27 protein-coding genes are annotated in these 26,227 nt (G+C 60.4%); 14 read left to right on the plus strand and 13 right to left on the minus strand.

Annotated elements, in window-relative coordinates; genetic code table 11:
* Position 1: 1 nt before the first annotated feature.
* The gene (locus SNL23_RS15055) at positions 2–376 is read right to left on the minus strand and encodes a tautomerase family protein (RefSeq protein WP_318302606.1); all 375 of its coding nucleotides are present in this window, start codon (positions 374–376) and stop codon (positions 2–4) included.
* A gap of 4 nt (positions 377–380) precedes the next feature.
* A complete protein-coding gene (locus SNL23_RS15060; protein WP_008436391.1) occupies positions 381–659 on the minus strand; it encodes a carboxymuconolactone decarboxylase family protein in 279 nt (92 codons plus the stop codon).
* A 107-nt stretch (positions 660–766) separates the two neighbouring features.
* Between SNL23_RS15060 and SNL23_RS15065 the strand changes: the two genes are divergently transcribed.
* Positions 767–1,624 carry a LysR substrate-binding domain-containing protein gene (locus SNL23_RS15065; protein WP_318302607.1) on the plus strand — a complete coding sequence of 286 codons (858 nt, stop codon included), beginning with the start codon at positions 767–769 and terminating at the stop codon, positions 1,622–1,624.
* Here the strand turns inward: SNL23_RS15065 and SNL23_RS15070 are convergent.
* Positions 1,621–2,226, minus strand: a complete 606-nt coding sequence (locus SNL23_RS15070) for an NAD(P)H-dependent oxidoreductase (protein WP_318302608.1) — start codon at positions 2,224–2,226, stop codon at positions 1,621–1,623. The genes SNL23_RS15065 and SNL23_RS15070 overlap by 4 nt on opposite strands.
* Positions 2,227–2,316: 90 nt before the next feature.
* Here SNL23_RS15070 and SNL23_RS15075 point away from each other — a divergent pair, with 90 nt between their 5' ends.
* Positions 2,317–2,919 (plus strand): TetR/AcrR family transcriptional regulator, encoded by a 603-nt coding sequence (locus SNL23_RS15075; protein ID WP_167664691.1) that lies wholly within the window; start codon positions 2,317–2,319, stop codon positions 2,917–2,919.
* On the opposite strand, the gene SNL23_RS15080 is transcribed toward SNL23_RS15075, so the two are convergent.
* Entirely contained in the window at positions 2,916–3,590 is a 675-nt protein-coding gene (locus SNL23_RS15080) for a GNAT family N-acetyltransferase (protein WP_003215223.1), read from the minus strand. The genes SNL23_RS15075 and SNL23_RS15080 overlap by 4 nt on opposite strands.
* A 464-nt stretch (positions 3,591–4,054) precedes the next feature.
* Between SNL23_RS15080 and SNL23_RS15085 the strand changes: the two genes are divergently transcribed.
* The 6 genes from SNL23_RS15085 (at position 4,055) to SNL23_RS15110 (ending at position 10,762) form a co-directional block, all read left to right on the plus strand.
* Positions 4,055–4,765: a FadR/GntR family transcriptional regulator gene (locus SNL23_RS15085; RefSeq protein ID WP_063029761.1), complete on the plus strand. Its 711-nt coding sequence runs from the start codon at positions 4,055–4,057 to the stop codon at positions 4,763–4,765.
* Positions 4,766–4,872: 107 nt separating this feature from the next.
* Positions 4,873–6,066 (plus strand): L-2-hydroxyglutarate oxidase, encoded by a 1,194-nt coding sequence (gene lhgO / locus SNL23_RS15090; RefSeq protein ID WP_167664692.1) that lies wholly within the window; start codon positions 4,873–4,875, stop codon positions 6,064–6,066.
* Between the two features lie 57 nt (positions 6,067–6,123).
* Positions 6,124–7,449 (plus strand): MFS transporter, encoded by a 1,326-nt coding sequence (locus tag SNL23_RS15095; RefSeq protein ID WP_318302609.1) that lies wholly within the window; start codon positions 6,124–6,126, stop codon positions 7,447–7,449.
* Positions 7,450–7,530: 81 nt separating this feature from the next.
* Entirely contained in the window at positions 7,531–8,385 is an 855-nt protein-coding gene (locus SNL23_RS15100; RefSeq protein WP_076013647.1) for a CAP domain-containing protein, read from the plus strand.
* Positions 8,386–8,525: 140 nt separating this feature from the next.
* Entirely contained in the window at positions 8,526–8,945 is a 420-nt protein-coding gene (locus SNL23_RS15105) for an organic hydroperoxide resistance protein (RefSeq protein WP_076013648.1), read from the plus strand.
* A 140-nt stretch (positions 8,946–9,085) separates the two neighbouring features.
* Positions 9,086–10,762, plus strand: coding sequence for an ATP-binding protein (locus tag SNL23_RS15110; RefSeq protein ID WP_318302610.1), 1,677 nt, complete (start codon positions 9,086–9,088; stop codon positions 10,760–10,762).
* 3 nt (positions 10,763–10,765) lie between these two features.
* On the opposite strand, the gene SNL23_RS15115 is transcribed toward SNL23_RS15110, so the two are convergent.
* Positions 10,766–11,893 carry a GGDEF domain-containing protein gene (locus SNL23_RS15115; protein WP_076013650.1) on the minus strand — a complete coding sequence of 376 codons (1,128 nt, stop codon included), beginning with the start codon at positions 11,891–11,893 and terminating at the stop codon, positions 10,766–10,768.
* 150 nt (positions 11,894–12,043) lie between these two features.
* On the opposite strand from SNL23_RS15115, the gene SNL23_RS15120 reads away from it, so the two are divergent.
* From SNL23_RS15120 to SNL23_RS15130, 3 genes are all read left to right on the plus strand, one after another.
* Entirely contained in the window at positions 12,044–12,571 is a 528-nt protein-coding gene (locus SNL23_RS15120; RefSeq protein ID WP_318302611.1) for a GNAT family N-acetyltransferase, read from the plus strand.
* Between the two features lie 131 nt (positions 12,572–12,702).
* Positions 12,703–13,755, plus strand: a complete 1,053-nt coding sequence (locus SNL23_RS15125; protein WP_318302612.1) for an alpha/beta fold hydrolase — start codon at positions 12,703–12,705, stop codon at positions 13,753–13,755.
* Entirely contained in the window at positions 13,755–14,264 is a 510-nt protein-coding gene (locus SNL23_RS15130) for a cytochrome P460 family protein (RefSeq protein ID WP_318302613.1), read from the plus strand. The genes SNL23_RS15125 and SNL23_RS15130 overlap by 1 nt, the downstream gene beginning before the upstream one ends.
* Positions 14,265–14,430: 166 nt before the next feature.
* Here the strand turns inward: SNL23_RS15130 and SNL23_RS15135 are convergent, their stop codons facing one another.
* The 3 genes from SNL23_RS15135 to SNL23_RS15145 form a co-directional block, all read right to left on the minus strand.
* On the minus strand, positions 14,431–15,840 hold the full coding sequence (locus SNL23_RS15135; RefSeq protein WP_318302614.1) for an OprD family outer membrane porin: 1,410 nt from the start codon (positions 15,838–15,840) through the stop codon (positions 14,431–14,433).
* Between the two features lie 204 nt (positions 15,841–16,044).
* Positions 16,045–17,454, minus strand: coding sequence for an amino acid permease (locus tag SNL23_RS15140; protein WP_318302615.1), 1,410 nt, complete (start codon positions 17,452–17,454; stop codon positions 16,045–16,047).
* Positions 17,455–17,531: 77 nt separating this feature from the next.
* Positions 17,532–18,566: a histone deacetylase family protein gene (locus tag SNL23_RS15145; RefSeq protein WP_318302616.1), complete on the minus strand. Its 1,035-nt coding sequence runs from the start codon at positions 18,564–18,566 to the stop codon at positions 17,532–17,534.
* A gap of 118 nt (positions 18,567–18,684) precedes the next feature.
* Between SNL23_RS15145 and SNL23_RS15150 the strand changes: the two genes are divergently transcribed.
* Positions 18,685–19,185, plus strand: coding sequence for an Lrp/AsnC family transcriptional regulator (locus SNL23_RS15150; protein WP_017475545.1), 501 nt, complete (start codon positions 18,685–18,687; stop codon positions 19,183–19,185).
* Between the two features lie 246 nt (positions 19,186–19,431).
* Here SNL23_RS15150 and SNL23_RS15155 read toward each other — a convergent pair whose 3' ends face one another.
* Entirely contained in the window at positions 19,432–20,469 is a 1,038-nt protein-coding gene (locus tag SNL23_RS15155; RefSeq protein ID WP_318302617.1) for an alpha/beta hydrolase family protein, read from the minus strand.
* Between the two features lie 115 nt (positions 20,470–20,584).
* Here SNL23_RS15155 and SNL23_RS15160 point away from each other — a divergent pair, with 115 nt between their 5' ends.
* Together SNL23_RS15160 and SNL23_RS15165 are read left to right on the plus strand one after the other, a co-directional pair.
* Positions 20,585–21,166: a DUF6630 family protein gene (locus tag SNL23_RS15160; protein ID WP_318302618.1), complete on the plus strand. Its 582-nt coding sequence runs from the start codon at positions 20,585–20,587 to the stop codon at positions 21,164–21,166.
* Between the two features lie 16 nt (positions 21,167–21,182).
* The gene (locus tag SNL23_RS15165; RefSeq protein WP_318302619.1) at positions 21,183–21,803 is read left to right on the plus strand and encodes a LysE family translocator; all 621 of its coding nucleotides are present in this window, start codon (positions 21,183–21,185) and stop codon (positions 21,801–21,803) included.
* A gap of 137 nt (positions 21,804–21,940) precedes the next feature.
* On the opposite strand, the gene SNL23_RS15170 is transcribed toward SNL23_RS15165, so the two are convergent.
* The 4 genes from SNL23_RS15170 to SNL23_RS15185 all read right to left on the minus strand — a co-directional run bounded on the left by SNL23_RS15170 (position 21,941) and on the right by SNL23_RS15185 (position 26,200).
* Positions 21,941–24,136, minus strand: a complete 2,196-nt coding sequence (locus SNL23_RS15170; RefSeq protein WP_318302620.1) for an OsmC domain/YcaO domain-containing protein — start codon at positions 24,134–24,136, stop codon at positions 21,941–21,943.
* 101 nt (positions 24,137–24,237) lie between these two features.
* Complete coding sequence (locus SNL23_RS15175) at positions 24,238–25,044, minus strand: alpha/beta fold hydrolase (protein WP_318302621.1); 807 nt, start codon at positions 25,042–25,044, stop codon at positions 24,238–24,240.
* Between the two features lie 155 nt (positions 25,045–25,199).
* Positions 25,200–25,826: a hypothetical protein gene (locus SNL23_RS15180; RefSeq protein WP_167664711.1), complete on the minus strand. Its 627-nt coding sequence runs from the start codon at positions 25,824–25,826 to the stop codon at positions 25,200–25,202.
* A gap of 41 nt (positions 25,827–25,867) precedes the next feature.
* A complete protein-coding gene (locus tag SNL23_RS15185) occupies positions 25,868–26,200 on the minus strand; it encodes a DUF2388 domain-containing protein (RefSeq protein WP_076013663.1) in 333 nt (110 codons plus the stop codon).
* Positions 26,201–26,227: the final 27 nt, after the last annotated feature.

Below are 26,227 nucleotides of genomic sequence, written 5' to 3' on the forward strand. Positions count from 1 at the left end.
GTCAGTTCCCTCTGCCCCCCGCAAACGACCACTCATCCGCCGCCGTCGTCGTAATCACCACCATCACATCCTCAGGGCTCAGCCCAATCGCGACCTCCAGCCGCTCCACCAACACCTGGTAAAACCGCCGTTTGGTCTCGGTATCACGAGGTTTACCGCCCGTGATCGCGATCAGTACATAGTCATGGCCGCGCGGGCCGCCCAGGTAGTTGGGGTCGATGATCATCTCGCCAATTTCGTGCTGGTGGATCACGTGGAAGCGATCCGCGTCAGGAATCTTGAAGCTTTCAACCAGGGCATCATGCAATCCCTGTGAAAGCGCTTGCAGATACTCAGGGGATTTCCCGCGGTGCAGGGAGATTCGAGCGTAAGGCATGGGGTTACTCCGCAGGATGGATGGCTGCCAACAGGTTCAGCGCCGACGCCGCTGTCGGCCAGCCGGAGTAAAACGCCAGGTGAGTGATGACTTCACCCAGTTCCTCGACGCTCAAGCCATTGCCAACCGCCCGCTGCAAGTGAAACGGTAGTTGCTCCAGACGGTACATCGCCACCAGCGCCGCCACGGTGATCAGGCTGCGCTCCCTGGGCGACAGGCCCTCGCGCTCCCAGATATCGGCGAACAGCACGTCGCGGGTCAGCTCGGTGAATTTGTTGCTCATGGGCTCTCGCTCCGACAATTCAGTTGACGGGCAAAAACTAGCAAGACAGGATCATTCCGAATATCAGATTTAATGGCACCCACCATCCCGTTTTAATGGACCATCCAATGCGCCACCCCACCTTCGACCTTGATGTACTGCGCACCTTCGTCACCGGCGTCGAGCTGAACAGCTTTGCCAAGGCGGCGGATCGCCTGGGCCGTTCGACCTCAGCCGTCAGCGCGCAATTAAAGAAACTCGAAGAACAGGTCGGCACGCCGGTGCTGAGCAAATCCGGGCGCGGGCTGGTGTTGACGCCGGTGGGTGAAGCGCTGCTCGGCCACGCCAGGCGGTTGCTGGACCTCAATGACACTGTCTTCAGCAGCCTTAACGAAACCCAAACCGCCGGCACCTTGCGCCTCGGCTTGCAGGAGGATTTTGGCGAGCATTTGCTCAGTGACATCTTGCGGCGCTTCGCCAGGCTGTATCCGATGATCAGCCTTGAAGTGCGGATTGGCCGCAATGCCGAGTTGCTGACCCTGATCAACAGCGCGAGCCTGGACCTGGCGCTGACCTGGGAAACCGGTCAAACATCGTCCTGCCGCACCCGCCTGGGGCAAACACCCATGCATTGGATCGGGCCCCGGGACAAACCCCAACTACCGCGTGCCGAAGATGCGCCGCTGCCCCTGGTGATGTTCGAGGCGCCCTGCGTATTGCGCAGCGCGGCCACTGAAGCCCTGGACCGCGCCGGCATTGCCTGGCGTATTGCATTGACCAGCCCCAGCGTGGGTGGGATCTGGGCGGCGGTCGATGCCGGGTTGGGCGTGACCTTGCGCACCCGCATCGGTTTGCCCGCGCACCTGCGGGTGCTCGACGGCCTGCCGCCGGTGCCGTCCCTTGGCTATGAATTGCATTGCAGCCATCCAGCGCCAGGCCCTGCGGTAGCACAGCTGGCAGCGCTCATACAGAGCAGCCTGGTTTAGGCGGTTTCGCAGGGTTCCAGGGTGACGAACAGTTGTCGCCCCAACTTCGCCACCGTTTCCAAGTGCTGTTCGGCAGCGCCGCTTTCCGAGTCCAGTAGCAGCTCGGATGTCAGCACTTTCGCTCCGCAGTAATCAAAGATCCCGTGGTCGATTTGCGTACGCATGGCGTTGGCATAGCCGTGGCGTTCAAACACACCTTCGTCCGCCCCGCCGACGCCCAGCAAGTGAACCTGCAAATGGCCGAGCTTTTTCACCACCTTCGTCTCAAGGCTGTAGTCGATCGCCCAACCGTTGACAAATACCCGGTCGATCCAGCCCTTGAGCAAGGCCGGCATCGCCCACCAGAAGATCGGGAACACCAGCACCAAGGCGTCGGCGCGGTCCAGACGGGCCTGTTCGGCCAGTACGTCGGCCGGCGGCGTGGCGCGGGTGCGGTGCACTTTATGGTCGGCGGCGCTGTAGCGCGGGTCAAAACCTTCGGCGGCGAGGTCGGCAATTTCAAAGGTGTGGCCGGCTGCGGTTATGCCGGCGGCGGCCTGTTTGGCAAGGCTGTGGGTCAGGGAGTGTGAGTCGTGATGAGCAACAACGATCAGCGCGTGCATGGCAGTGACTCCTTCGGGGTAGCGATGAGAAGGCAAATTGAGTAGGCTTGAGCTAAGTTACCGCTGGTAAGTTACTTTTGGTATATAAGCATGTCAAGCGATCAATCCCCTGCCCCTCGCCGTCGACTGTCCCGGGATGACCGGTTGCGTCAGTTGCTCGACGTGGCCTGGCAACTGGTGCGAGAAGAAGGCACCGATGCCCTGACCCTGGGGCATCTGGCTGAGTTGGCCGGCGTTACAAAGCCGGTGGTGTATGACCATTTCGGCGATCGCGCGGGGCTGTTGGCCGCGCTGTATGAAGATTTCGACGCCCGTCAGAACCAGGTGTTTGCCGCCGCGATCGAGGCCAGCGAACCCACCCTGGACGACCGCGCCTGGGTGATCGCCTCGTGCTATGTCGACTGTGTGTTGCTGCAGGGACGTGAAATTCCGGGGGTGATCGCGGCGTTGGCCGGCAGCCCGGAACTGGAGAGCATCAAGCGTGAGTACGACGTGATTTTCCTCGGCAAGTGCCGCGATGCCCTCGCCCCCTTTGCCGTGGACGGCGCGATAACCCAGGCCGGTTTGAGGGGAATGTTGGGCGCGGCGGAAGCCTTGTCCCATGCCGCAGCGAGCGAGGAAATCAGCGCGCTGGAGGCACAGGAGGAACTGTTTGCGAGCATCAAGTCGATGGTGAGTCGAGGCGTACGTTAACCCAGCCTTGCGTGCACAAACATCCGGGCCTTGTGGGTCATCTGGTCGAAGTGACGATCACGCTGTTTTTCGGCATCGACCATCGCCCGCTTGCCGTGCTTTTGCAGCAGGTAGGTGTGGATCTGCCGCACCTCCAGCGAGCTGTAGATCGACGCCACATCCAGCAAACCCATCAGACCGTCAGTGCTGTAGTCGCGGGTGTTCATCAGCACCTGTGTACCGCGCACGCCGCGCAGTTGAAAGCCCATGGACTCGAACGCCGGCACCTTCTCCACCGCGCAGGTCAGTTCGGCATGGGGGTAGCGAGCGAGCATGTCCTGCATCATCGCCCGCGCCACGCCTTTACGCCGATGGCTGGCGTGCACCGCCATATAGGCAACGCCGCAGGCTTCTGGATCATCCTTCACCGGCAGGTACAGCAGGAAGCCGATCACCTGCTCCTGCGCGTCCAGCGCGACGATCAATTCAACCGCAATGCCCTTGGAGCCACCCAGCGCTTCGAGGTACAGGTGCACTTCGTAGCCGATCGCGTACTGGTAGACGTTGTACAGCAGGTTGCTCGGCGGGATGGCGACCATGCTGATGTCCGTCAGGTAGTCGACCACCATTTGCAGGATCTGCGCATTGATCGGCTCGGGGCATGGGGTTTCATAATGGGTAAGGCTGAACATTCGAATTCCTGGTGTTTCATTCTAAGGCCCGGCGGATTGTACCTGCTCAAGGGCCGCCGTGGCCCCGGAAACACCCATTGTGGCGAGGGAGCTTGCTCCCGCTGGGCTGCGTAGCAGCCCCATTAAGCGCACCGCGTTCTTTCAGCTGGAAACAGGATGCAGGTTTTGGGGCCGCTTCGCAGCCCAGCGGGAGCAAGCTCCCTCGCCACAGGGGGGTCGGTGCTTTCCAAAGCGATGGGCCAGGTCGCCGCCCTGTCACGTCTTTGCACACGTTTCAGGTGACCTCGCCACGGCCACTCCTGCCGACGTGGGAAGTGGGATGCAAGCCACGTTCGGCGTGGCGTTGGCACTGATTGGTGTAGGCCTTTTCCTAGCCCTGCGCGCCCGGTTCCGCCTGACACCTGTCTTGACAAGGTAAAATCATAACGACTATTGTCTGACAACCTGATTACCAAGGTTTTCCCATGCTTGAGCTCCAGCGCCCAGATTCGCTCGTTATGCGTGTTGTCAGCGCCATTCGTGCAGAAATCGATTCCGGCCAACTGGCGCCCGAAGCACGCCTGCCCACCGAACAGCAACTGGCAGAACAACTCAACGTCAGCCGTTCGGTGGTGCGTGAAGCGATCGCCCAGCTCAAGGCCGACGGCGTACTGACTGCGCGGCGTGGCCTGGGCTCATTTATTTCCCAGACCCCGGCCGGCACCGTGTTCCGTTTCCCGGAAAAAAACGGCCGCCGTCCGGACCTGGCGCAGATGTTCGAAGTACGCCTGTGGATCGAAACCCAGGCCGCCTCGATTGCCGCCCAGCGCCGTGATGCCGCTGACCTGCACCGCATGAAAACCGCCCTGCAGGAAATGCACGACAAGCGCGCCGACTTCGAAGCCGCCGCCCTGGCCGACGTGGAATTCCACCGCGCCATCGCCGAGGCCAGCAAGAACGACTATTTCGTGGCCTTCCATGACTTCCTCCGCAGCCAGCTGGCCAGTGCGCGCAAGACCGCCTGGGAAAACTCTGCCACCCGTTTTGTCAGTGGTTCAGCCGACGCCACCCAGGAACACACCGCGCTGTACCAGGCCATCGTCGACGGTGACGCCCAAGGCGCCGCTGCCTGTGCCGAAGCCCATTTGCGCGCGGCAGCACGGCGTTTGCACCTGGAATTGCCCGCCATCAATTAAACGATCCAGACCCGTTTGAAGCGTGCCTTCGGGCGCGCCGGTTTTTTAACAAAATCATTAGTCTGACAACCTGATAAGCAGACTGAAATGCGTAGGTACCTAAAACAATGATTTATGACTTTTGCATCATCGGCGGCGGCATCGTCGGTTTGGCCACCGCGATGGAGTTGCTCAAGCGCCAGCCGAACGCTTCCCTGGTAATCCTGGAAAAGGAAAGCCTACTGGCCAAGCACCAGACCGGCCATAACAGCGGCGTGATCCATGCCGGCATCTACTACGCGCCGGGCAGCCTCAAAGCCGATTTGTGTAAACGCGGCGCCGAAGCCACCAAGCAGTTCTGCACCGAGCACGGGATCAAGTTTGAGGTGTGCGGCAAGTTGCTGGTGGCCTCGACCCCGCTGGAAGTGCAGCGGATGGAAGCGCTGTACGCCCGCTCGCAGCTCAACGGCATGAAAGTCGAACGCCTGGACGCCGACCAGTTGCGCCAGCGCGAACCGAACATCGTCGGGCTGGGCGGGTTGTTTCTCGACGCCACCGGCATCGTCGACTACCGCGAAGTCTGCGAAACCATGGCCCGGGTCATCCGCCGTGCCGGTGGAGAAATCTGCCTGGAACGCACGGTGACCTCGATCGTTGAAGACACCGACAAAGTCACCGTCAACACCCGTGGCGAAAGCTGGCAGGCCAAGCACCTGGTGGTCTGCGCCGGCTTGCAATCGGACCGTTTGGCGAAGATGGCCGGGGTCAAGATCGACCACCAGATCATCCCGTTTCGCGGCGAGTACTTCCGCCTGCCGGAATCGAAAAACAACATCGTCAACCACCTGATCTACCCGATCCCTGATCCGGAGTTGCCGTTCCTCGGCGTGCACCTGACCCGCATGATCGACGGCAGCGTCACCGTCGGCCCGAATGCCGTACTCGGCCTGGGCCGTGAAAACTACCGCAAGTTCTCGGTGAACTGGCGCGATGTGGCGCAGTACGCGAGCTTCCCGGGCTTCTGGAAAACCCTCTGGCAGAACCTCGGTTCCGGCAGCGTCGAGATGAAGAACTCGCTGTTCAAATCCGGCTACCTGGAGCAATGCCGCAAGTACTGTCCGTCGCTGAACATTGAAGACCTGCTGCCTTACGAAGCCGGCATCCGCGCCCAGGCCGTGATGCGCGACGGCACCCTGGTGCACGACTTCCTGTTCGCCCAGACCCCACGAATGCTCCACGTGTGCAATGCGCCCTCACCCGCTGCCACCTCCGCAATTCCCATCGGCGCGATGATCGCCGACCGCATGTTCAAGCCCGACTGACACCCGCAACACGCCTCACTTTGACAATAAATATAATGACCAGGAAGGAACTCCAGAATGACGGCAACCGCCCACACCCCGGACGTTGAAACGCCCGAGCAAACCAAGAAACGCCTGCGCAAAGTCGCGGCCGCGACGATCTTCGGCTCGATGCTGGAGTGGTATGACTTTTACCTGTACGCCACCATGGCGGCGATTGTGTTTTCGAAGATCTTCTTCGATAACAGCGACCCGAAAGCCGCCACGCTGATGGCGTTTTCCACCTTTGCCATCGGCTTTATCGCCCGCCCGTTCGGCGGCATTCTGTTCGGCTACCTGGGCGACAAGTTCGGACGTAAACAAGTGCTGGTGCTGACCTTCTGCATGATGGGCGTGTGCACCACGCTGATCGGCCTGATCCCCAGCTACGCCTCCATCGGCATCTGGGCGCCGATCGTGCTGGTGTTTATCCGCATCATCCAGGGCCTGGGCGCCGGTGCCGAATTGTCCGGCGCGGCGGTTACCTCCTACGAGCACGCCTCGGAAGGCAAGCGCGGCAGCCAGGGTGCGTGGCCGGCGCTGGGCTTGAACCTGGGCTTGCTGCTGTCGTCCCTGACCGTGTACCTGCTGACCATCAACGGCAACGAGTTCCTGCTGGCCGGCGGCTGGCGGATTCCGTTCATTTGCAGCATTGCACTGGTGGGTGTGGGCCTGTGGGTGCGCAACAGCATCCCGGAAACCCCGGAGTTCAAAGAGCTGAGCAAGGAAACCGCGAAGGCCAAGGCCTCGCCGCTCAAGGCGCTGTTCAAGAACGACCTCAAGGGTTTGGCCGTGGTGTTCTTCGTGGCGATTGGCTACAACGCCCTGAGCTACATCTTCAAGACCTTTTCCCTGGCGTACCTGACCCAGTTCAAGGGCGTTGATGTGCACGTCACGTCGCTGTCGGTGACCATCGCCAGCCTGATCGCCATCGTCGCCGTGCCGTGCTTCGGCTGGTTGTGCGACAAGTGGAGCAGCAAGACCGTGCTGATGCTCGGTGGGCTGTTCTCGCTGCTGTTTGCCTATCCGTTCCTGGCGCTGCTCAACACCGGTGAAAGCCTGATGATCTACGTTGCAATCGGCGTAGGCACCGGCATCCTCGCACCGATGATGTTCGCGCCGCAGGGTTCGTTCCTGAGCCGACAGTTCCCGACTCAGACCCGCTCTTCAGGCTTTGGCACCGGGCGTGAAATCGGCACCGCGATCGCGGGTGGCCTCGCGCCATTAGGCGCCTTGTCGATGGTCGCGGCATCGGCCACCCACTCCACTGATGGCGTTGTGATAATTCTCGCCATCTCGTCACTGCTGGTGGTGGTGTTTGCCTTGTGCGATCAGGGCCGTAAACACTCGGCATTCAAGAACTGAGGTAAAAAGTTCGGACCAACGGGTGCATGGATGCCCCTTCATCACGCATCATGGGCACTTTCAAGCTCAAGGGAAACGTCCATGCGCGTTCTGTCATTGATGATGGGTCTTACGACGCTGGCCGCCAGTCTGGTGTTTACCGCCCAGGCGCAGGCGGGTGAAGAAAGCCTGTTGGTCGACTCGATCAATCAATACCGCAGCCAGGTCCAGCGCTGCGGCAACCAGGGTTCCCAGGAATTGCCACCACTGGCCAGCGACACGCGGCTGGTCTTGCCGGTCAACAGCGTCGGCGACCTGCAACAGGCGCTGGCGCGCGCGGCCTACCCGATGGTCAACGTCCAGGCCATCAGCCTGTCCGGGCCCAAGAACGCTGAAGCCGCGATGAAAGCCGTGCGCGAAAGTTTTTGCCGGGTGGTGCTCGACCCGCAATTCATTGATATCGGTGTGAGCAACAGCGGCCAGGACTGGCGCATTGTGCTGGCCCGTCCGCTGTTGACCAGCGGCCTGGGCGAGAGCCAGACCGAAGGTAAAAAGGTCCTCGACCTCATCAACACCGCCCGCCAGCAACCACGCCAATGTGGCGGCCAGGCCTTTGCCGCCACCACGCCGCTGAGCTGGAACGAAGCACTCGCCAACGCCGCCGCCGGCCACGCCCGCAACATGGCCAACGGCAACTTCTTCGATCACCTCGACCACGACGGCCGCACGCCGGGGGACCGGGCTGAGCTGGCGGGCTACATCGGCCAGCAGATCGGCGAAAACATCGCCGCCGGCATGGACACCCCGCGCAAGGTGGTCGACGGCTGGCTCGCCAGCCCCGGGCATTGCGCCAACCTGATGAACCCGCAGTTCCGCGAAATGGGCGCCGCCTATGCCATGGACCCGAAAAGTGATGCCGGCATCTACTGGACGGGGCTGTTTGGGGTGCAGCAGTAGCGGTTTGTATCCCAACGTATCTTCGCGCCAAGGCGACACACTGCGAGGCGCGCAGCCACTGGCGATGACACATTGCGGATACGCCAGCACGGTTTCCTGTGCACACCGGCCCACCCCGGGCCACTCACAAGGAAACCGTCATGTCCCAGAACAGCACCGTGCTCTACACCGGCAAAACCCACACCACTGGCGGCCGTGAAGGCGCGTCCCACAGCGATGACCTGCAACTGGACATCAAGCTGTCGCCACCCGGTTCCAAGGCGGCCGGCACCAACCCCGAGCAACTGTTTGGCGCCGGCTGGTCCGCGTGCTTTATCGGCGCGATGGGCAAGGCCGCTCAAACCCTGCAAATCCGCCTGCCGGCCGACACTGCGATAAGCGCCGAAGTGGACTTGGTGAACAGCCCGGAAAACGGCTATTACCTGCAAGCGCGCCTGCGGGTCAGCCTGCCGGGTATCGAGCACTCGGCCGCCCAGGCGCTGGTGGATCGTGCCCACCAGACGTGCCCGTATTCCAAGGCAACTCGTGGCAATATCGATGTGCTGATCACCGTGGTTTGAAGGCGGTTAGCGGGGTCATTATTTGGCGGAGGTATTAAATTGCCATCTAGCGGATAATCCCGCTGAACTGGCGGGGTCCAGGGGTGTCTGTAGCTTGGCATCCCTACTCAGCAAACCGTGGCAAAGAAGGCGTTCAGCGAATGACAAACTGGCTGCAAGGCGGCGGCGAAATGGCCGAGCGAGTCCGGCATCACGACTGGGCAAGTACGCCGCTGGGGCCGCTGGATCAATGGCCGGACGTGTTGAAGACCACTGTCGCGCTGTGCCTTGCCTCCAGTTTCCCCCAGGCGATCGTCTGGGGACCTTCGCTGATCACCCTTTATAACGACGGTTTTATCCCGATTCTTGGCGACAAACCCGATGCACTCGGGCGGCCCTTCAGCCAGATCTGGCAGGAAGCCTGGAGCGAAATCAGCCCGATCGCCGATGCCGCTTTCGCCGGTGACGCCACCTTTATCGAAAATTTCCCGTTAATCGTCGAACGCGGCGGCGCGCCGGAACAGGCGTACTTCACCTTCTGCTACAGCCCGATTCGCGACGTGCAAGGCAAGGTTGTCGGCATGCTCGACACCGTCACCGAAACCACCGCCACCGTCGTTTTGTCCCGGCGATTGACCGAGTTGAATGCGAGCCTGGAGCAGCGCGTCAACGAAAGAACCACCCTGTTGACCGAGACAGAAGCGGCATTGCGTCAATCCCAAAAGCTCGAAGCCATCGGCCAGTTGACCGGCGGCGTGGCCCACGACTTCAATAACCTGCTGACCATCATTCGCTCATCTGTCGACTTCCTGCGCATGCCCACCCTGTCCGAAGAACGTCGCCAGCGCTACATGAGCGCCGTCACCGACACCGTGGAGCGGGCGAGTAAATTGACCAGCCAGTTGCTCGCGTTCGCCCGCCGCCAGCCGCTTAACCCGGAAGTGTTTGATGCGGCCCAGCGGGTCAAGAACATCGGCGAGATGCTCGAGACGGTCACCGGCGCGCGGATTCAGGTGCGGATCGAACTGCCTGGCCAGCCATGTTATATCCGCGCCGACTCCAGCCAGTTTGAAACCGCCTTGATCAACATCGCCCTCAACGCCCGGGACGCCATGAACGGCCAGGGCACCCTGACCCTGCGCCTGGATGCTGACCAACCGCTGCCGAGCATCCGTGGCGATGCCGGCTCGCGCCAGGCGTTTATTGCGATTTCACTGACCGACACCGGTAGCGGTATTCCCGGCGAGACGTTCGAGCGCATCTTCGAACCCTTCTTCACCACCAAGGAAGTCGGCAAGGGCACCGGGCTTGGGCTGTCCCAAGTGTTCGGCTTCGCCAAGCAGTCGGGCGGCAACGTCGATGTGGCGAGCAAGGTCGGCCAAGGCACGGTGTTTACCCTGTACCTGCCGCAAGTGGTGCCTGAAGAAGGCTTCGAGCATTGCCCGCAGGACACTTGTGGCCTGATCGCGGACTGCGCCCAGCGCCATATCCTGGTGGTGGAAGACAACCTGGAAGTGGGCCGTTTTGCCAATCAGATCCTCCAGGACCTGGGCTACCAGACCACCTGGGCGACCAATGCTGAGCAGGCGCTGGAGCTGGCCGGCTCAGACGTGATGGGGTTCGACGCGGTGTTTTCCGATGTGATGATGCCCGGCATCACCGGCGTGGCGCTGGCCAGGGAATTGCGCCGGCGCAGGCCGGGCCTGCCGGTGGTGCTGACCTCGGGCTACAGCGAAGAACTGGCTGAGAGCGGCTATGAAGGCCTGGCGTTCCTGCCCAAGCCCTACTCCGCCGACCAAATCTCTCAGGTGCTGGCCAAGGCGCTGTTCAAGGGCTGAGCCCTACTCCGCCACGGCCACCTGGTTGCGCCCGAGGGCCTTGGCGCGGTACAGGGCCTTGTCTGCGGTGTTCATCAAGCCGTGCAGGTCTTGGTCCACCGCCCGGGCCCAGGCCACGCCGAGGCTCGCGGTCAACCCATGGACCGGCTCGCTGGCCAGCCCCGCGATGGCCTTGATCAACTGCTCGGCGATGTGCCGCCCGGTCTCCAGCGACGTATCCGGCAGCAGCACCGCAAACTCCTCGCCACCCAACCGCCCGTAGACATCGGCCTGGCGAAACGACGTGCTGATTACCCCGCCGATCTGCCGCAGCACCTCGTCCCCAGCTTGGTGGCCATAGGTGTCGTTGATGTTTTTGAAGTGGTCCATGTCCATCATCAGCGCGCACAACGGCTGCTGGTTATGCCGACACTGTTCGTAGAGCAACTGCGCGTGCTCGAAGAACGCCCGGCGGTTCATCAGGCCAGTGAGTTCGTCGGTTTGTGCGGCGCGGGTGGAGATGTTGTGGGCACGTTCCATTTGCCGGGTCAGGCGAAAGGCCTTCTCCAGGGCGTCGGACAGCTTGCGCGTGGCGCCACCGACAAACGAGGAGAACACCAGAACCGCCAGGGCCATGCCGACTTGCATCGAGGACGGTTGAAACAGCAGCCACAGGGTGCACGGCAGCAAGACCAGTCCCATGGAAACCAGGGTCATGTAGCGATAGGCCGAGTAACACGAGACTGCGCTGACCGACATGCCCACGGTGAACAACATCACCAGGGCCTGGGACAGCCGGTCGTCGGTGGGCATCAGCGCGAGTGCGCCTGCGCCCCAGACCCCGGCAGACAACATCAGCGTCACCCAGTAGCGCCGTTCCCAGCGTGCGGGGGTGCGATCACTGTTGGGGCAGCGAAACCAGGCCATGAACATCGAGACTCGCAGCAATGACGTGCCCGTCAACACCACCAGCCAGACCAGCATTACCGAGTGATCAAAACGTTCCCAGCACAGCCAGCAGAGCATGGCGGCTGCCATATAACTGCCGAACACAGCCGAAAATGATTGGCGAAACAGCTGATGCAAGCGATCGGTTCGTACCTGCTCCTCGATGAAGCAATCCTGGTCCTGCCCACGTCCAAGGCCATTCATTGGGTCCGCCTGATCTTACTGCCGCGACAAAGTGCCATTGTGGCATCCTGCCAGTACCCCTAACAACTGAATCAAGCGTGCTAGAGCGTCGAAAGCAGGATAAATATAGGTGATCACCTTCTCTTTCGCTCCAGGGATCAGAGCCTATCCATGAATACCCACCCAATAAGCACCCAACGATTGATCCTCAGGCCCCCAACGATCGACGATGCGCCCAGTGTATTCGCCATCTATGGCGATCCCGAGACCAACCGCTACAACCCGTCAGGCCCCCTAGCCGACATGGATCAAGCAAAAGCCGTGCTGGATCGCTGGCTGGAACATTGGGCAGAACATGGCTTTGGCCAATGGGCGATCGTGACCCAAGAGGCGCCGCAACGCGTGATCGGCTTTGGGGGCATCACGCTGTACCACTACAACGAGGTTGAGCGGATCAACCTGGGTTACCGCTTCGCCGTCAGCGCCTGGGGCCTGGGTTATGCGACAGAGCTTGCCAGGGCCGCGTTGCAATTTGGTTTTGTGCAGCTGGATCGGCCAGAGGTATACGGCGTGGTGCGCCCGGCGCACCAGGCATCAATCAACGTGCTGGAAAAAATCGGCATGCAACGCATCGATGAGTTGGACGATGTGCCCGGGCAGGCGCCGAGCCTCGTATACCGGGCGACCCGGCCTCTCTGAGCTATGTATCGCAGTGTGTCCAGACCACCCTGCGATACAAAACGTTTAACCCGATGGTTTTCTCGAAACAGGCCGGATACACAACTGCGTTCAACTGTGAGCCAGGCACAACCCGCCGCTGGAGACTCACCATGCACCCACAGTTGAACACCTCACCCGGTTTCACACCCCGCCGCCTGATGGGCGCGTCGCTGCTGGCCCTTGCGCTGTTGCAGTTCGGTGCCCCCGGCGTTGCCAATGCACAGGACACCCAGCCGCCAGCGGCTGCCAGCGCAAGCAGCCACACCACGCTTGGCCCGTTGAAGCATGTGAAGACCGGCTTGCTGGACGTGGCCTACGCCGAAGTCGGCCCGGCCGAAGGCCCGGTGGTGATCCTGCTGCACGGCTGGCCCTACGACATTGACAGCTACTCCGAGGTAGCGCCGCTGCTGGCCGCCCAAGGCTATCGGGTGCTGGTGCCCTACGCCCGCGGCTACGGCGACACGCACTTCCTGTCGGCAAAGACCCTGCGCAACGGCCAGCCGGCCGCACTCGCGGTCGACCTGATCGACTTCATGGATGCACTGAACATCAAACAAGCCGTGCTCGGCGGCTACGACTGGGGCGCACGCACCGCCGACATCGTCTCCGCGCTGTGGCCGGAGCGGGTCAAGGCGCTGGTGTCGGTCAGCGGCTACCTGATCGGCAACCAGGCTACCGGCAAGAACCCGCTGCCGCCCAAGGCCGAGTTGCAATGGTGGTACCAGTTCTACTTCGCCACCGACCGCGGCGCCGCCGGCTATGCAAAAAACACCCACGACTTCGCCAAGCTGATCTGGCAGATCGCCTCGCCGAAATGGGCGTTTGACGACGCCACCTTCGACCGCAGCGCCAAAGGCCTGGACAACCCCGACCACGTCGCCGTGTCGATCTTCAACTACCGCTGGCGCCTGGGCCTGGTGCAGGGCGAGAAGAAATACGCTGCGCTGGAGCAGAAACTCGCCACCGCCCCGTCCATCGGCGTGCCCACCATCACCCTGGAAGGCGACGCCAACGGCGCACCGCACCCGGCGGCGGAAGACTACGCCAAGCGTTTCACCGGCAAGTACGAATACCGGTTGATCAGCGGCGGCATCGGCCACAACCTGCCGCAGGAAGCCCCGCAAGCCTTTGCCAAGGCTGTGATTGATGCGGACCATTTGTGATGAAGCGCCTGCATCTTGCGGCACTCGTCGCAGCGACAGCGGCCATTGTGGCCACGGCTACCGGATTCGCCTTTGGCGGCTCACCCACCAGCGAACCGTCACCGATCTACGGCGTGACCATTCCCGACGGCTACCGCCAATGGGAGCTGATCGCACCGGCCCAGGAAGCCGACCCGCTGAATGAACTGCGGGTGGTGCTGGGCAACAAGATCGCGCTCAAGGCCTACCGCGACGGCACGCTGCCCTTCCCCGACGGCACCGTGCTGGCGAAGTTGGCCTGGAAACACGTGCAGTCGCCCGAGTTCAAGACGGCATCGATTCCCGGTGCGGCCACCACCGTGCAGTTCATGGTGAAGGATTCGAAGAAATACGCGGCGACGGGAGGTTGGGGCTTTGGGCGGTTCATCAACGGCAAGCCAGCGGATCAGGCGCAGCATGAAACGTGCTTTGCCTGCCATCAGGCGTTGGTCAAGAACCATGATTACGTGTTTACCCGTCTGGCGCCTTAGCGCAATAACCCTCTTCCACACCGGCCACCCCGTAGCAGCTGTCGAGCCCAAGCGAGGCTGCGTTTGGTGGTGTTTTATCAGGCCCTGGCCCTGCCAGCGCATCGCGGGTCGCAAAAAAAGGCCGCCCAGTAGGCGGCCCTCTTTTAGAGCATTTACCGGCGTCTTATTAAAAGATCGCGTAGGTGTAGTTGAGGATCAGGCGGGTTTGATCCTGGTCAGCAGTGCCGGTGTTATGGCCGTGGTAGCTACCGGTACGGAAGGTGGTACCGAAGCCTTTCAGCGGGCCTGCTTGCACGACGTAATCCAGACGGAAATCGGTTTCGCGTTCCGACTGATCGCTGCCGCCGGCAACCTTGGACTTGATGTCGCTACCGTTGAGGTAGGCAATCGAGGCTTTCAAGCCAGGCACCAGGGTTCTGAAGTCATACAGGTACTGACCGAAATTGACCTGCTCTCCCGCACGGGAGAACTGCCCAACCACCGCGTCGGTGAACAGGTAGAAGTCTGAGCCCGCCGCGCCTTGTGCGGTGGGGTCGGCGATGCTGCCCTGGTTGACCCAGACGAAGCCGCCGTCATCGCTTACGCCAATGTGGCCGAGCATCAACTGGCTGCCACCCAACTGGTAGGTGAATGCAGCACTGTAGGTTTTGTTGTCGACTTCACCGGCGTGCTTGGCATAGCCACCGTTGTTGTTGAACGCGTAGCCAGCCGAACCGTTTTTGCCGTCGCTGGTGCTGTCGAAATAGCGCAGGTCGGTCTTGAACGATTGGTCATTGCCCAACGGCAGTACGTGCACCAGGCCGAAATAGTTCTGTTTGTAGAAGTCTTCAAGGTCGGCGTAGTAGTACTGCAACGTCAGGTTTTTAGCGATGACGTTGTCAGAAGAACCAAACGGCTGGTAGTCAACGCCGCCGAAACGGAAGCTGTCGCTGTCACGTGTCGCACCGGCGACGCTCAGGCCAGTGGAGTTACTCGATGCACGGCCTTCAGCCTTGTTCAGCTCGCCACCGGTGAAGGTGACGTTAGGAATGTCCTTGGAGGTCAGGATACCGCCGTCGAATGTTTGCGGTGCGGCACGGCTATCGTTGGAGACCAGGATCGGCAGGATCGGCGCCAAACCACCGCCCACGTGCAATTCAGTCTGGGAAATACGGAATTTAACGTTGCCGGCTGCGCGACCGAAGCTGTCAGCAGGCTCGGTGCCGTTGTTCTTGACCGGGAAGAAGCTGTTGCCGTTACCCGACAGGCCATTACCGGCTGCGTGGCCATCGCCACCGTCGAGACGCAAGGCGCCGAAAGCCATCACGTCGAACCCAACGCCTACGGTGCCTTGGGTGTAGCCGGATTTGTAGTCGAAACGCAGTACTTGAGCCGCCTCGCGCAGGTCGTTCGCGGTGCCGGCGTGAACGTCGGCGTTGTAGTACATGGTGCGCGAACTGATCGACGAATGACTGTCTTCGAGGAAGCCGCTATGACCGTTACCCGTGCCGAGTGAACCAAGCCCAAAGTCATCTGCGCAGGCCTGTTGTGCGAGGACAGCCGCGGTGATAGCCAAAGCTAATGTAGAGAGTTTCATTTACTGCGCCCCTGTGAACATTATTTTTTTACTGTCCTTCGAGCGAATACCGTTGCGGCCCTGCAAACGCTGCGGATTGTGGCATGGGGCTTATGGCGCAGAATGTGAAATTTTTGTCATGTAGCGATGAAAAAACCGTCATGAAAAGGCCGTAAAAGACGGCCTTTTTTGAGGCTTGAGTGCCCGTGAGTGGTATGACGACTGCTAGAGCGCTGCGCGCTGATCAGGCTGAAGTCGGCTGCGAAAATGCGAAAATTGGTAGGCAACTGCCAGCCACACAAACCAGGCAGGCATCACGCAAAGGGCCAGCCGCGTGTCTGGTCGCAGTGCCAGCAGGCAAAGTACAAACGCCATGAACCCAAGTGAAACCCAGGCCATCGGTACGCCACCGGGCATTTTGTAGAGGGATTTTGCGTGCAGCTCCGGTCGTTTTTTACGATAGGCAATGTAGGACGCCAGGATGGTCGACCAGGTAAAAATCACCAGGATCGCCGAAACGGTGGAGACGATGGTAAAGGCCGTCATCACTTCCGGGACGATAAAGAGCAGCAACAAGCCCAGCAACATCAGGAAGGTGGTAAACGCCAGGCTGATAAACGGCACGCTGTGTTTCGACAGGCGCCGGAAGATTCCCGGTGCATCACCCAGGTCCGCCAAACCAAACAGCATCCGACTGGCCGAAAACACCCCGCTGTTGGCCGACGAAGCCGCCGACGTCAGCACCACAAAATTCACAATCCCGGCGGCGGCGGGAAACCCGGCCACCAGGAACAGCTCGACAAACGGACTCTTGCTCGGCGACACCTGCTGCCAGGACGTCACCGCGATGATGCACGCCAAGGCCAACACATAAAACAGGATGATCCGCAGCGGAATCGAGTTGATTGCCTTGGGTAGCGTCTTCTCCGGCGAGCGGGTTTCCGCCGCCGCCGTGCCGATCAACTCAGTGCCGGCAAACGAGAAGATCGCCATCTGAAACCCGGCAAAGAAACCGAACAAGCCATTGGGAAACGCCGCCTGCTTATCCAGCAAATGGTTGAGGGAAGCCGTGACGCCAGTGGGCGAAACAAACGAGCTGGCAATCAGCACCACGCTCACGCCGATCAAGGTCACCACGGCGATGATCTTGATGATCGCGAACCAGAATTCCACCTCACCAAACAGCCGTACCGTCAGCACATTCAGCGCAAACAGGGTCAGCAGCATGGCGATCGCCGGGATCCAGGCCGGCACGTCCGGAAACCAGTACTGGAAAAAGCCCCCGACCACCACCGCATCCCCCACCACCGCTACGCTCCAGCTCAGCCAATACGACCAGCCGAGAAAAAACGCCGCACGCGGCCCCAGATAGGCACCGGCAAAGTCGGCGAAGCTCTTGAAGTTCAGGTTGGATAACAGCAGCTCGCCCATGGCGCGCATCACGAAATACACAAACAGCCCGATGATCATGTAGATCAGGATGATCGAGGTGCCGGACAGCGCGATGATCTTGCCCGAGCCCATAAACAGGCCGGTGCCAATCGCACCGCCCATGGCCATCAGTTGGATATGTCGGTTATTGAGGGTGCGTTGCAAAGCGGGCTTTTCAATAAGCCCGGGCGCGGTTGTTTTCATCACAAAACCTCTTGTTATGTTTTTGAGTTTTGGCAGAAAAAAGTCAGGCGTTTTTTATTGTTGAAATGGCATCGGGATCAGGCTTGTTTGTTCTCGAAACCATGCAGCACGTTGACGGCATTGATGCCGATTTCATCGACCATGTAGCCGCCTTCCATCACAAACAGGGTGGGCACGCCGACGCTGGCGATGATCTCGCCAATGCCCAGGAAGTCGCGGCTTTCGAGGAGGAAATGGCTGATGGGATCGTCCTTGAAGGTGTCGACACCGAGGGAGATCACCAACACTTCCGGCGAGAACTTTCGCAGCTGGATGCAGGCGTCGAGCAACGCGTCTCTATAGGTGCTCCAACCGGTGTTTTTTGCCAGCGGATAGTTGAGGTTGAACCCCTCGCCTACCCCTGCGCCGCGCTCGGCACTGAAGCCTGAATAGTAGGGATACGACACGGACGGTTCGCCATGCAGCGAGACGAACATCACGTCACTACGGTCGTAGAAAATGTTCTGCGTGCCGTTGCCGTGGTGGAAGTCCACGTCCAGCACCGCAACACGCCTGGCGCCTTGAGTGATCGCCTGCTGCGCTGCGATGGCGGCGTTATTCAGGTAGCAATAACCGCCCATGTATTCCCGCGCCGCATGGTGGCCAGGTGGACGGCACAAGGCGAAGGCACTGTTGTGGCCTTCATCGATCAACGCCAGGCCGGTGAGCGCGATATCGGCGCTGGTCTTCACCGCTTCCCAGGTGGTGCTGGTGATGGGCGAACCGGCATCCATTGCGAAGAATCCGAGCTTGCCGTCAATAAATTCCGGCACCTGCTCATTGGCCAAGTCACGCACCGGCCACACCAGCGGCAACGCATCATGGGCCCGGCCGATGGCGGTCCATTCAGCCCAGGCGGTTTCCAGGAAAGACACGTAGCGTTCACTGTGGGCGTTGACGTAACAGGCCCGGTCGAACTTGCGCGGGACGATGATATCCCCCAGGCCCACATGCTTGACCCGGTCACGCACGGTGTCGGCCCGGCTGGGTTGTTCGAAGGACGGCTTGAGCACGCCATCCTTGAGTTCGGTGCCATGGTGCAAACGATGAGAATCACTAAAAACAGTCAACATGAAAGACATCCACCCGTGAAAGACAGGTGATTATTTTGTTCTGGCTTTGGTGGGCTTTCTTTGCTTTTACGTGCGCCGATGCTAGCGTAATCGGGCATTTTTACCCCAACGAGCCGCAATGAAGAAAAATAAAACCAAACAGGTCGCACTTGACGACACCGATCTCGCCATCCTCGCTTTGCTGCAGGAAGACGCGAGCATTTCCAACGCCGAACTCAGCGAGCGCCTGTCACTGAGCCTCACGCCGTGCTGGCGACGGCGTAAGCGGCTGGAAGAAGAAGGCGTGATCAAGGACTACCAGGCCAACCTCGATCGGAAGATGTTGGGCCTGGAAATCATGGCGTTTGTGCACGTGCGGTTTGCGGTGCATTCCGACCATACGCCGGAAGATTTTGAAGCAGTGATCAAGGAACTGCCGCAGGTGCAGGCGTGCCACAAGATCACCGGGGATGCGGATTATCTGTTGCAGGTGTTGGCGGAGGATCTGGATGCGTACAGCGATTTTGTGGAGAGCGTGTTGCGGCGACAGTTGGGGATTGCGTCGATTCAGTCGAGTTTGGCGTTAAGGGAGGTCAAGGCGACGAGTCGGGTGGCGATTCCTGGGCGGGTGGGAAAGTGATCCAGTGGGAAATCAGCTTTTGTTTTCTATCCCACGACTCGGCTAGCTAGACGGTGGCGAGGGGGCTTGTCCCCCGTTGGGCTGCGTAGCAGTCCTGTTTTTGGGGGCGCTTCGCACCCCTGCGGCAGCAAGCTCCCTCGCCACGGGGTTAGTGGTTTTTTGACGGATTGCCGGGGCTGCTGCGCAGCCCAACGGGGGACAAGCCCCCTCGCCACAGGTTGTGTGTTTTCCGAAGATATGTGACGGCTAGCGCAGGGATTGCTGCAGGAACTCGCTGATCAAGCTGAGTATCTGTTGCTGAATCTGCGGCTTGGGACGGGCGCCCTTGGCATCCAGGCAGATGAAGCCTTCGCCGGGGTCGCTCTGTTCAATTCGCTCCACCGCGCCCGGCTTGCACAGGGGCAGGAAGCTGAAGTGCGTGGCGTCGCTGATTTCCACGTAGCGCGAAGTCTTCTGCGGCAGGCGTTTGGCCAAGTCGGCCGACTCCAGCGCTGCTGGCAATTCCGGGGACGGCGTACCCGCCGCAATTACCAGTGTGGGCCGGTGCAACGCCGTCAGGCTTTCGTCGCTGAAGCCGCGGGCGAAGCCCAGGTCCAGGGAGATGATGGCGGCCACGCGCTTGTCGCTCAAGTCCTCGGCCAGGCGCTGTTTGGCCTGCTCCGTGCGACCCACCTCGATCAGGTCGTACGCTTTGCAAGGGGCGATCTCGGGATGCACTTTGCAATCCTCGGTAAAGCGCTGCGGGTCGAAGCGTGCGCCGCCAACTTCCATCGCGGTCCAGCCACCGAGGGAATGCCCCACTACCGCGATCCTGTGGTCGGCCACCGCGCCAAAACGCTTGGGCTGGGCGATCACGGCATCAATCACCCGATGGATATCCAGGGGACGTTTCCATAGCTCGGAGGCGGCAGGCTGGGTGCGGTCCTTGCTGGTGGTGCCGGGGTGGTTGGGCGAGGCGACGATGTAACCCTGCCCGGCTAACGCACTGGCGAGCCACGATTGGTTGATCCAGTTGCCAAAGATGCCGTGGGAGATCACCACCAGCGGGTGCTCGCCGGCAGCCGGCGCGGCGTCCTTCAAGGCGGGTGCGCCGACAAACACCGGATTGTCAGCAATCAGTTCTGGTGTGCCGGAAGCATGGGTCGGGTACCACACCGCCACCTGCAACGGCCTGCCGTGCTCCGGGTCGGGAATCACTATTTCCTGGAAACCGATCCGAACCTCATTGGCCTGGGCCAGACCGGTTACAACCGTCAACAACAGCGCAGCACACAGCGTTTTCATCCTTGAGTTCCCTAAGTGGCTAAGCGCCATATTCTTGCACAGTATCGACAGCCCTGCGTCCATGACAGTAACCTGCCTCACTGATGAGGAAAGCCACGTATCCAGGGAGCGCAGCATGGGCATTTTTGATCGTCTGTTTGGTGGGCGCTTTACCATGCCGCCGCCCGAGGAAACCAACGCCAGCCATGCCGCAATCATGCGAGAGATGCGCCCTCCCGAATTCCCGCAGCAGAAGCAGGCGCTTAAAACACTGACCCAAACGCTGCTGGCCCGTGCGCCGGAAGAGGAAAGCGCCAGGCTGGTCAGGCGAGTGCTGCGTCAGTTCTCCGTCCGGCAAGACGCAACCACGGCACTGTCGTTGGGTTTGCTTGCAGATACCCGCGGACAGAAACTCGATTACCTGACGCTGCTGGCCGTCGATTGGCGCGGGTATGACAGCTTTGAATACCTCGCGCCCTACCTGGCAAGCGCCAGCGGCGTGCAAGAACCTTACGTCTACGTGCATGACGGCAAGTCATCAATGGCTGAGGTGCTGGGCCGTTTCGACCAATGGCTGGCTCGGTTCGGCAAGCGTTACGTTCATCTGGACTCGGGAGATGACGATTTCCAGGGCTTTATCATCGATGCTGAACAGGTTGAGGCAATCATTGAGTTGGCGCGTGTAGCGGGTATCAACACCCGTCTCGAGAGCTTCTAATTTCAGGTAACTATCCATGCCCATCACCGATAACCTGCTGGCCTTTACCTTCGCCGCCACACTGCTGACGCTGACCCCAGGGCTGGACACGGCCCTGGTGCTGCGCACCGCAACCGTCGAGGGCAAGCAGCAAGCGCTGCGCGCCACCCTAGGCATCAACGCCGGTTGTTTGTTGTGGGGTGCAGCGGTGGCCTTTGGGCTGGGGGCGCTGATTGCCGTGTCCGAGGTGGCCTTCAACGTCTTGAAGTATTGCGGCGCCGCTTACCTGGCCTGGCTGGGCCTGAACATGCTGATGCGTCCGCGCAGCTCGCTGGCGCCCGTCGAGGCCGACGGAAAACCCGGTGCCAACTGGTTCTTGAAGGGCATGATGGGCAACGTGCTCAACCCCAAGATCGGGATTTTCTACGTGTCTTTCCTGCCGCAGTTCATTCCCCAGGGGCATTCCCTGGTGGCCTGGACGTTCGGCCTGGTGAGCATCCATGTGGTGATCAGCCTGATCTGGGCACTGATACTGATCGGCGCCACGCAGCCACTCGCCGGCGTGCTGCGGCGCGAAAAGGTGATCAAGTGGATGGACCGCACCACCGGCATGATTTTTGTGCTGTTCGCAGTCCGGCTGGCGTTCAGCAAGCGCTGAGGTCAGCGTGTGGCGAGGGGGGCTTGTCCCCGGCTGGGCTGCGCAGCGGCCCCAAAAAAAGGACTGCTACGCAGTCCAACGGGGGACAAGCCCCCTCGCCACAACAAGCCCTCTCACCACAGGTACGGTGTTAGCTTTTAATTGGCGGTATTAGCCCGCGCCGCGTGCAGCTTCTTGTAGCTGTCGACCAACCGCAGATGCCGATCCAGCCCTTCCAGCTTCATGCTCGTCGGCGTCAAACCATAGAACCGCACGCTACCGTTCACCGAACCAATCGCCGCATCCATCCGCTCGTTGCCAAACATCCGGCGGAAATTCACTTCGTAATCCGCCAGTTCCAGATCTTCGTCCAGCTCCATCTCCAACACTGCATTCACAGCTTGGTAGAACAAGCCACGCTCGACGGTGTTGTCGTTGTACTGCTGGAACATCTCCACCAGTTCTTTCGCTTCCTCGAACTGCTGCAAGGCCAGGTAAATCAGCAGCTTCAGTTCCAGAATGGTCAGTTGACCCCACGCCGTGTTGTCATCGAATTCGATGCCGATCAAGGAGGTGATGTCGGTGTAATCGTCCAGCTCACTTTCCACCAGACGCTCAACCAGGCCCTTCAATTCGGCTTCGTCGAGGCGATGCAGGTTCAAGATGTCTTCGCGGAAAAACAGCGCCTTGTTGGTGTTGTCCCAGATCAGATCGTCGATCGGATAGATCTCCGAATAATCCGGCACCAGGATGCGGCAGGCGGTCGCGCCGATGTGCTCGTACACCGCCATGTAGACTTCCTTGCCCATGCCTTCGAGGATACCGAACAAGGTTGCGGCCTCTTCGGCGTTGGAGTTTTCACCCTGGCCGGAGAAGTCCCATTCGACGAACTCGTAATCCGACTTGGAGCTGAAGAAGCGCCACGACACCACGCCGCTGGAGTCGATGAAGTGCTCGACAAAGTTGTTCGGCTCGGTCACTGCGTGGCCTTCAAACGTCGGCTGCGGCAAGTCGTTCAGGCCTTCGAAGCTGCGGCCTTGCAGCAGTTCCGTCAGGCTGCGTTCCAGCGCCACTTCCAGGCTCGGGTGCGCGCCGAACGAGGCGAATACACCGCCGGTGCGCGGGTTCATCAACGTCACGCACATCACCGGAAATTCGCCGCCCAGGGACGCATCCTTCACCAGTACCGGAAAGCCTTGGGCTTCCAGGCCCTGAATACCGGCGAGGATGCCCGGGAATTTCGCCAGCACTTCCTGCGGCACATCCGGCAGCGCGAATTCGCCTTCGATGATTTCGCGTTTTACCGCGCGCTCGAAGATTTCCGACAGGCACTGCACCTGCGCTTCAGCCAGGGTGTTACCGGCACTCATGCCGTTGCTGAGGTACAGGTTCTCGATCAGGTTGGACGGGAAATACACCACCTCACCATCGGACTGGCGCACGAACGGCAGCGAAACAATGCCGCGCTCTTCGTTGCCGGAGTTGGTGTCGTACAAGTGCGAGCCACGCAGCTCGCCGTCGCGGTTGTAGATATGCAGGCAGTGCGCGTCGAGGATTTCCGGCGGCAGTTCGTCTTTACGGCCGGGGTTGAACCAGCGCTCGTCCGGGTAATGCACAAACGCCGCGTTGGCGATGTCTTCACCCCAGAACTGGTCGTTATAGAAGAAGTTGCAGTTCAGCCGCTCAATAAACTCGCCCAACGCCGACGCCAGCGCGCCTTCCTTGGTCGCGCCCTTGCCGTTGGTAAAGCACATCGGCGAGTGCGCATCGCGAATATGCAGCGACCACACGTTGGGCACGATATTGCGCCACGACGCGATTTCAATCTTCATGCCCAGGCCCGCCAGGATGGCCGACATGTTGGCAATGGTTGTTTCCAGCGGCAGGTCCTTGCCCGCGATGTAGGTGCCTGCATCCGACGCCGCGCTCGGCATCAGCAATGCCTGGGCATCGGCATCCAGGTTTTCCACTTCTTCGATCACAAACTCCGGCCCGGCCTGCACCACTTTTTTCACAGTGCAGCGGTCGATGGAGCGCAGGATGCCCTGGCGGTCTTTGTCGGAGATGTCCGCCGGCAACTCGACCTGGATCTTGAAGATCTGGTTGTAGCGGTTTTCCGGATCGACAATGTTGTTCTGGGACAGGCGAATGTTGTCAGTGGGGATGTTGCGGGTTTCGCAGTACAACTTCACAAAGTAAGCCGCACACAACGCCGACGAAGCCAGGAAGTAATCGAACGGACCCGGGGCCGAGCCATCGCCCTTGTAGCGAATAGGCTGGTCGGCCACCACGGTGAAGTCGTCGAACTTGGCTTCAAGTCGAAGGTTGTCGAGAAAGTTGACCTTGATTTCCATGCGGGTTTACCAGAATAGCGAGCAAAATATGGCCGCCATTATCCGGGTTTCGAGGCGTAAGTCTTGTGCTTTCGGGCTTGTCTGATCGCTGGTGGTTGAGATCAGCTGTGCTGAAAGTCCGCAATCTGCTGCCACATCGCGATCGGGTTGGAGTACATCGGGAAGTGCCCGCACTGGGCAATCGGTGCCAGCCGCACGCCCTGCGCCTGGATATGCGCCAGGTACGACAGGTGTGCATTCTGCTCGCCGTACATGAACAGGCGCGGGCATTCCAGGCCGAGAAACTTGCCCATCAGGTCGGCGTTATCGGAAAGCTCGACCATGGACTGGAAAATCCCCCGCACCGCACCGGCGCGCACCTTGTGCCTCAGGCTCGCCGAGTACAGCGCGCTGGCGTAGGCCGGTGCCTGGCGAGTGCGCTCGATAAAAGCGCTGAAGAACGCCTCGGGATCATCTGCCGGGTAGTCGACGATCTGCCGGCTGAGGAAGCAGTCTTCCGGAGCGATATTGCCTTCGATATCGACAAAGCTCAGCACCCTGCCCGGGAACTGGTGCGCCAGCATCAGAGCGGTGAGCCCGCCCATGGAGTGGCCTACCAGATGGAAGCGCTCGATGTTGAAGTGGTCAAGCACTTGCTTGGCGGTTTGCAGCAGGAACGGGATTGAGATCTTCGACAGGTCGCTGCACTGGCTTTCACCGCAACCGGGCGCGTCGTAGGCCACAAACGGGTGACCATCGAATGCAGGTTGCTGGACGATGTCGGCGTAGTCTTCCTTGGTGGAGCCAAAGCCATGCAGGAACACGATTGGCGCCAGGCCGCCCGCGCGGTGGATCGTTGCGATGTTCAACGGCACACCGTCGACCGTCATGGGGAGCTGTGCATGGGTGAACGGTTCGGGTAGGGGCATATGGCTGACTCCTTGAAAAAAACGACCGCGCTAAGCGGATTGGCGGCCCAAAGCCGCCAATCTCAAGGAGATTCAGACCGGTGTAAATTCCTGAGTCACTAAGGCACTCATAGCCCAATCGTATGATTCAGCGCGTCATGGTCAAGGACAACGCATTACTTCTTAACCGGCGCATCCCAGCACTCCGGGTTACGTGCGCACACGTTGTATTGTCGGTCCATCAAGGCCATACGATTGATATGCGTATCGGCAGCGGCGCGCAACGATTGCTCACTGGTCTTTATGTACTGCGACAGTCTATCGGCCATGCGGGCGTTCCACTGACGCCGCGTCTGCTCATCCAGCGTCTTGGGCGCCGTGGCCATGACTTGCAGCGTGCTGTCGTCGACTCGGCCCAACTCATCACGATAAGTCTGCTCGTACTGCACACGGGCGGCGTCATGCTGGTGATTGAGGTCGTACTGCATCGCTTCAAGGTTTTGCTTATAGAGTGCCCAGTAACCGTCAGGCAGTGCGCCGCCGTCTGCTTTGCGTAGTTTGGCGATGCGCGCCTCGTTATCAGAGGGCGCGAGAACCGGCTTTTGCGCTGAGATCACCACTGGGTCCTTGACGATGATCTGGTCGATCAGCGCAGTACGGACGCTGGTCTGCGCCATCGGCTGGCCCAGGGGTTCAAGATCAAAGGGCGCCGCCGGTGCGACAGCGACCTGAGGGTTTGCACAGCCTGAAAGCAACAGCGCTACGGCGAGATGGGTAAAAACGAGGACGTTACGAAATGGCATAAGCTCTCCATGAGCAGGTCAGGTTCAGGGTTGAAACGTGTTTACTCAATGATCGCCACCGCCTCGGCAAACTGCGCATCGCTGACATCCGCGTTACCGCCAGCACCGCGAAAATCCCGCAACGCCTGCTCAAAATACGCACCCCGGATCTTGCCCTCGGACCCTACAAACGCCAATGCGTCATTCTTGGCTGAAAAAAAACTACCTGGACGTGTGGTCAGTTCCGAAGTCAGCAAGGTGAAGGTGGAGAACTTCAGGCATGACCACCCAAGCGGATCGTCGCCAAAGGAGACACCGTCTTTAGCCTCGGCAACGCTGCAACCGAGCAACAGGCCTAATCCCGCCAACCCGGTCACTCCTCGAAAAATCTTCACGCGCGCTTCCTTCCTTGAAATGGCTAG

This window comes from Pseudomonas sp. SED1 (genome assembly GCF_034044025.1).
Lineage (GTDB): Bacteria > Pseudomonadota > Gammaproteobacteria > Pseudomonadales > Pseudomonadaceae > Aquipseudomonas.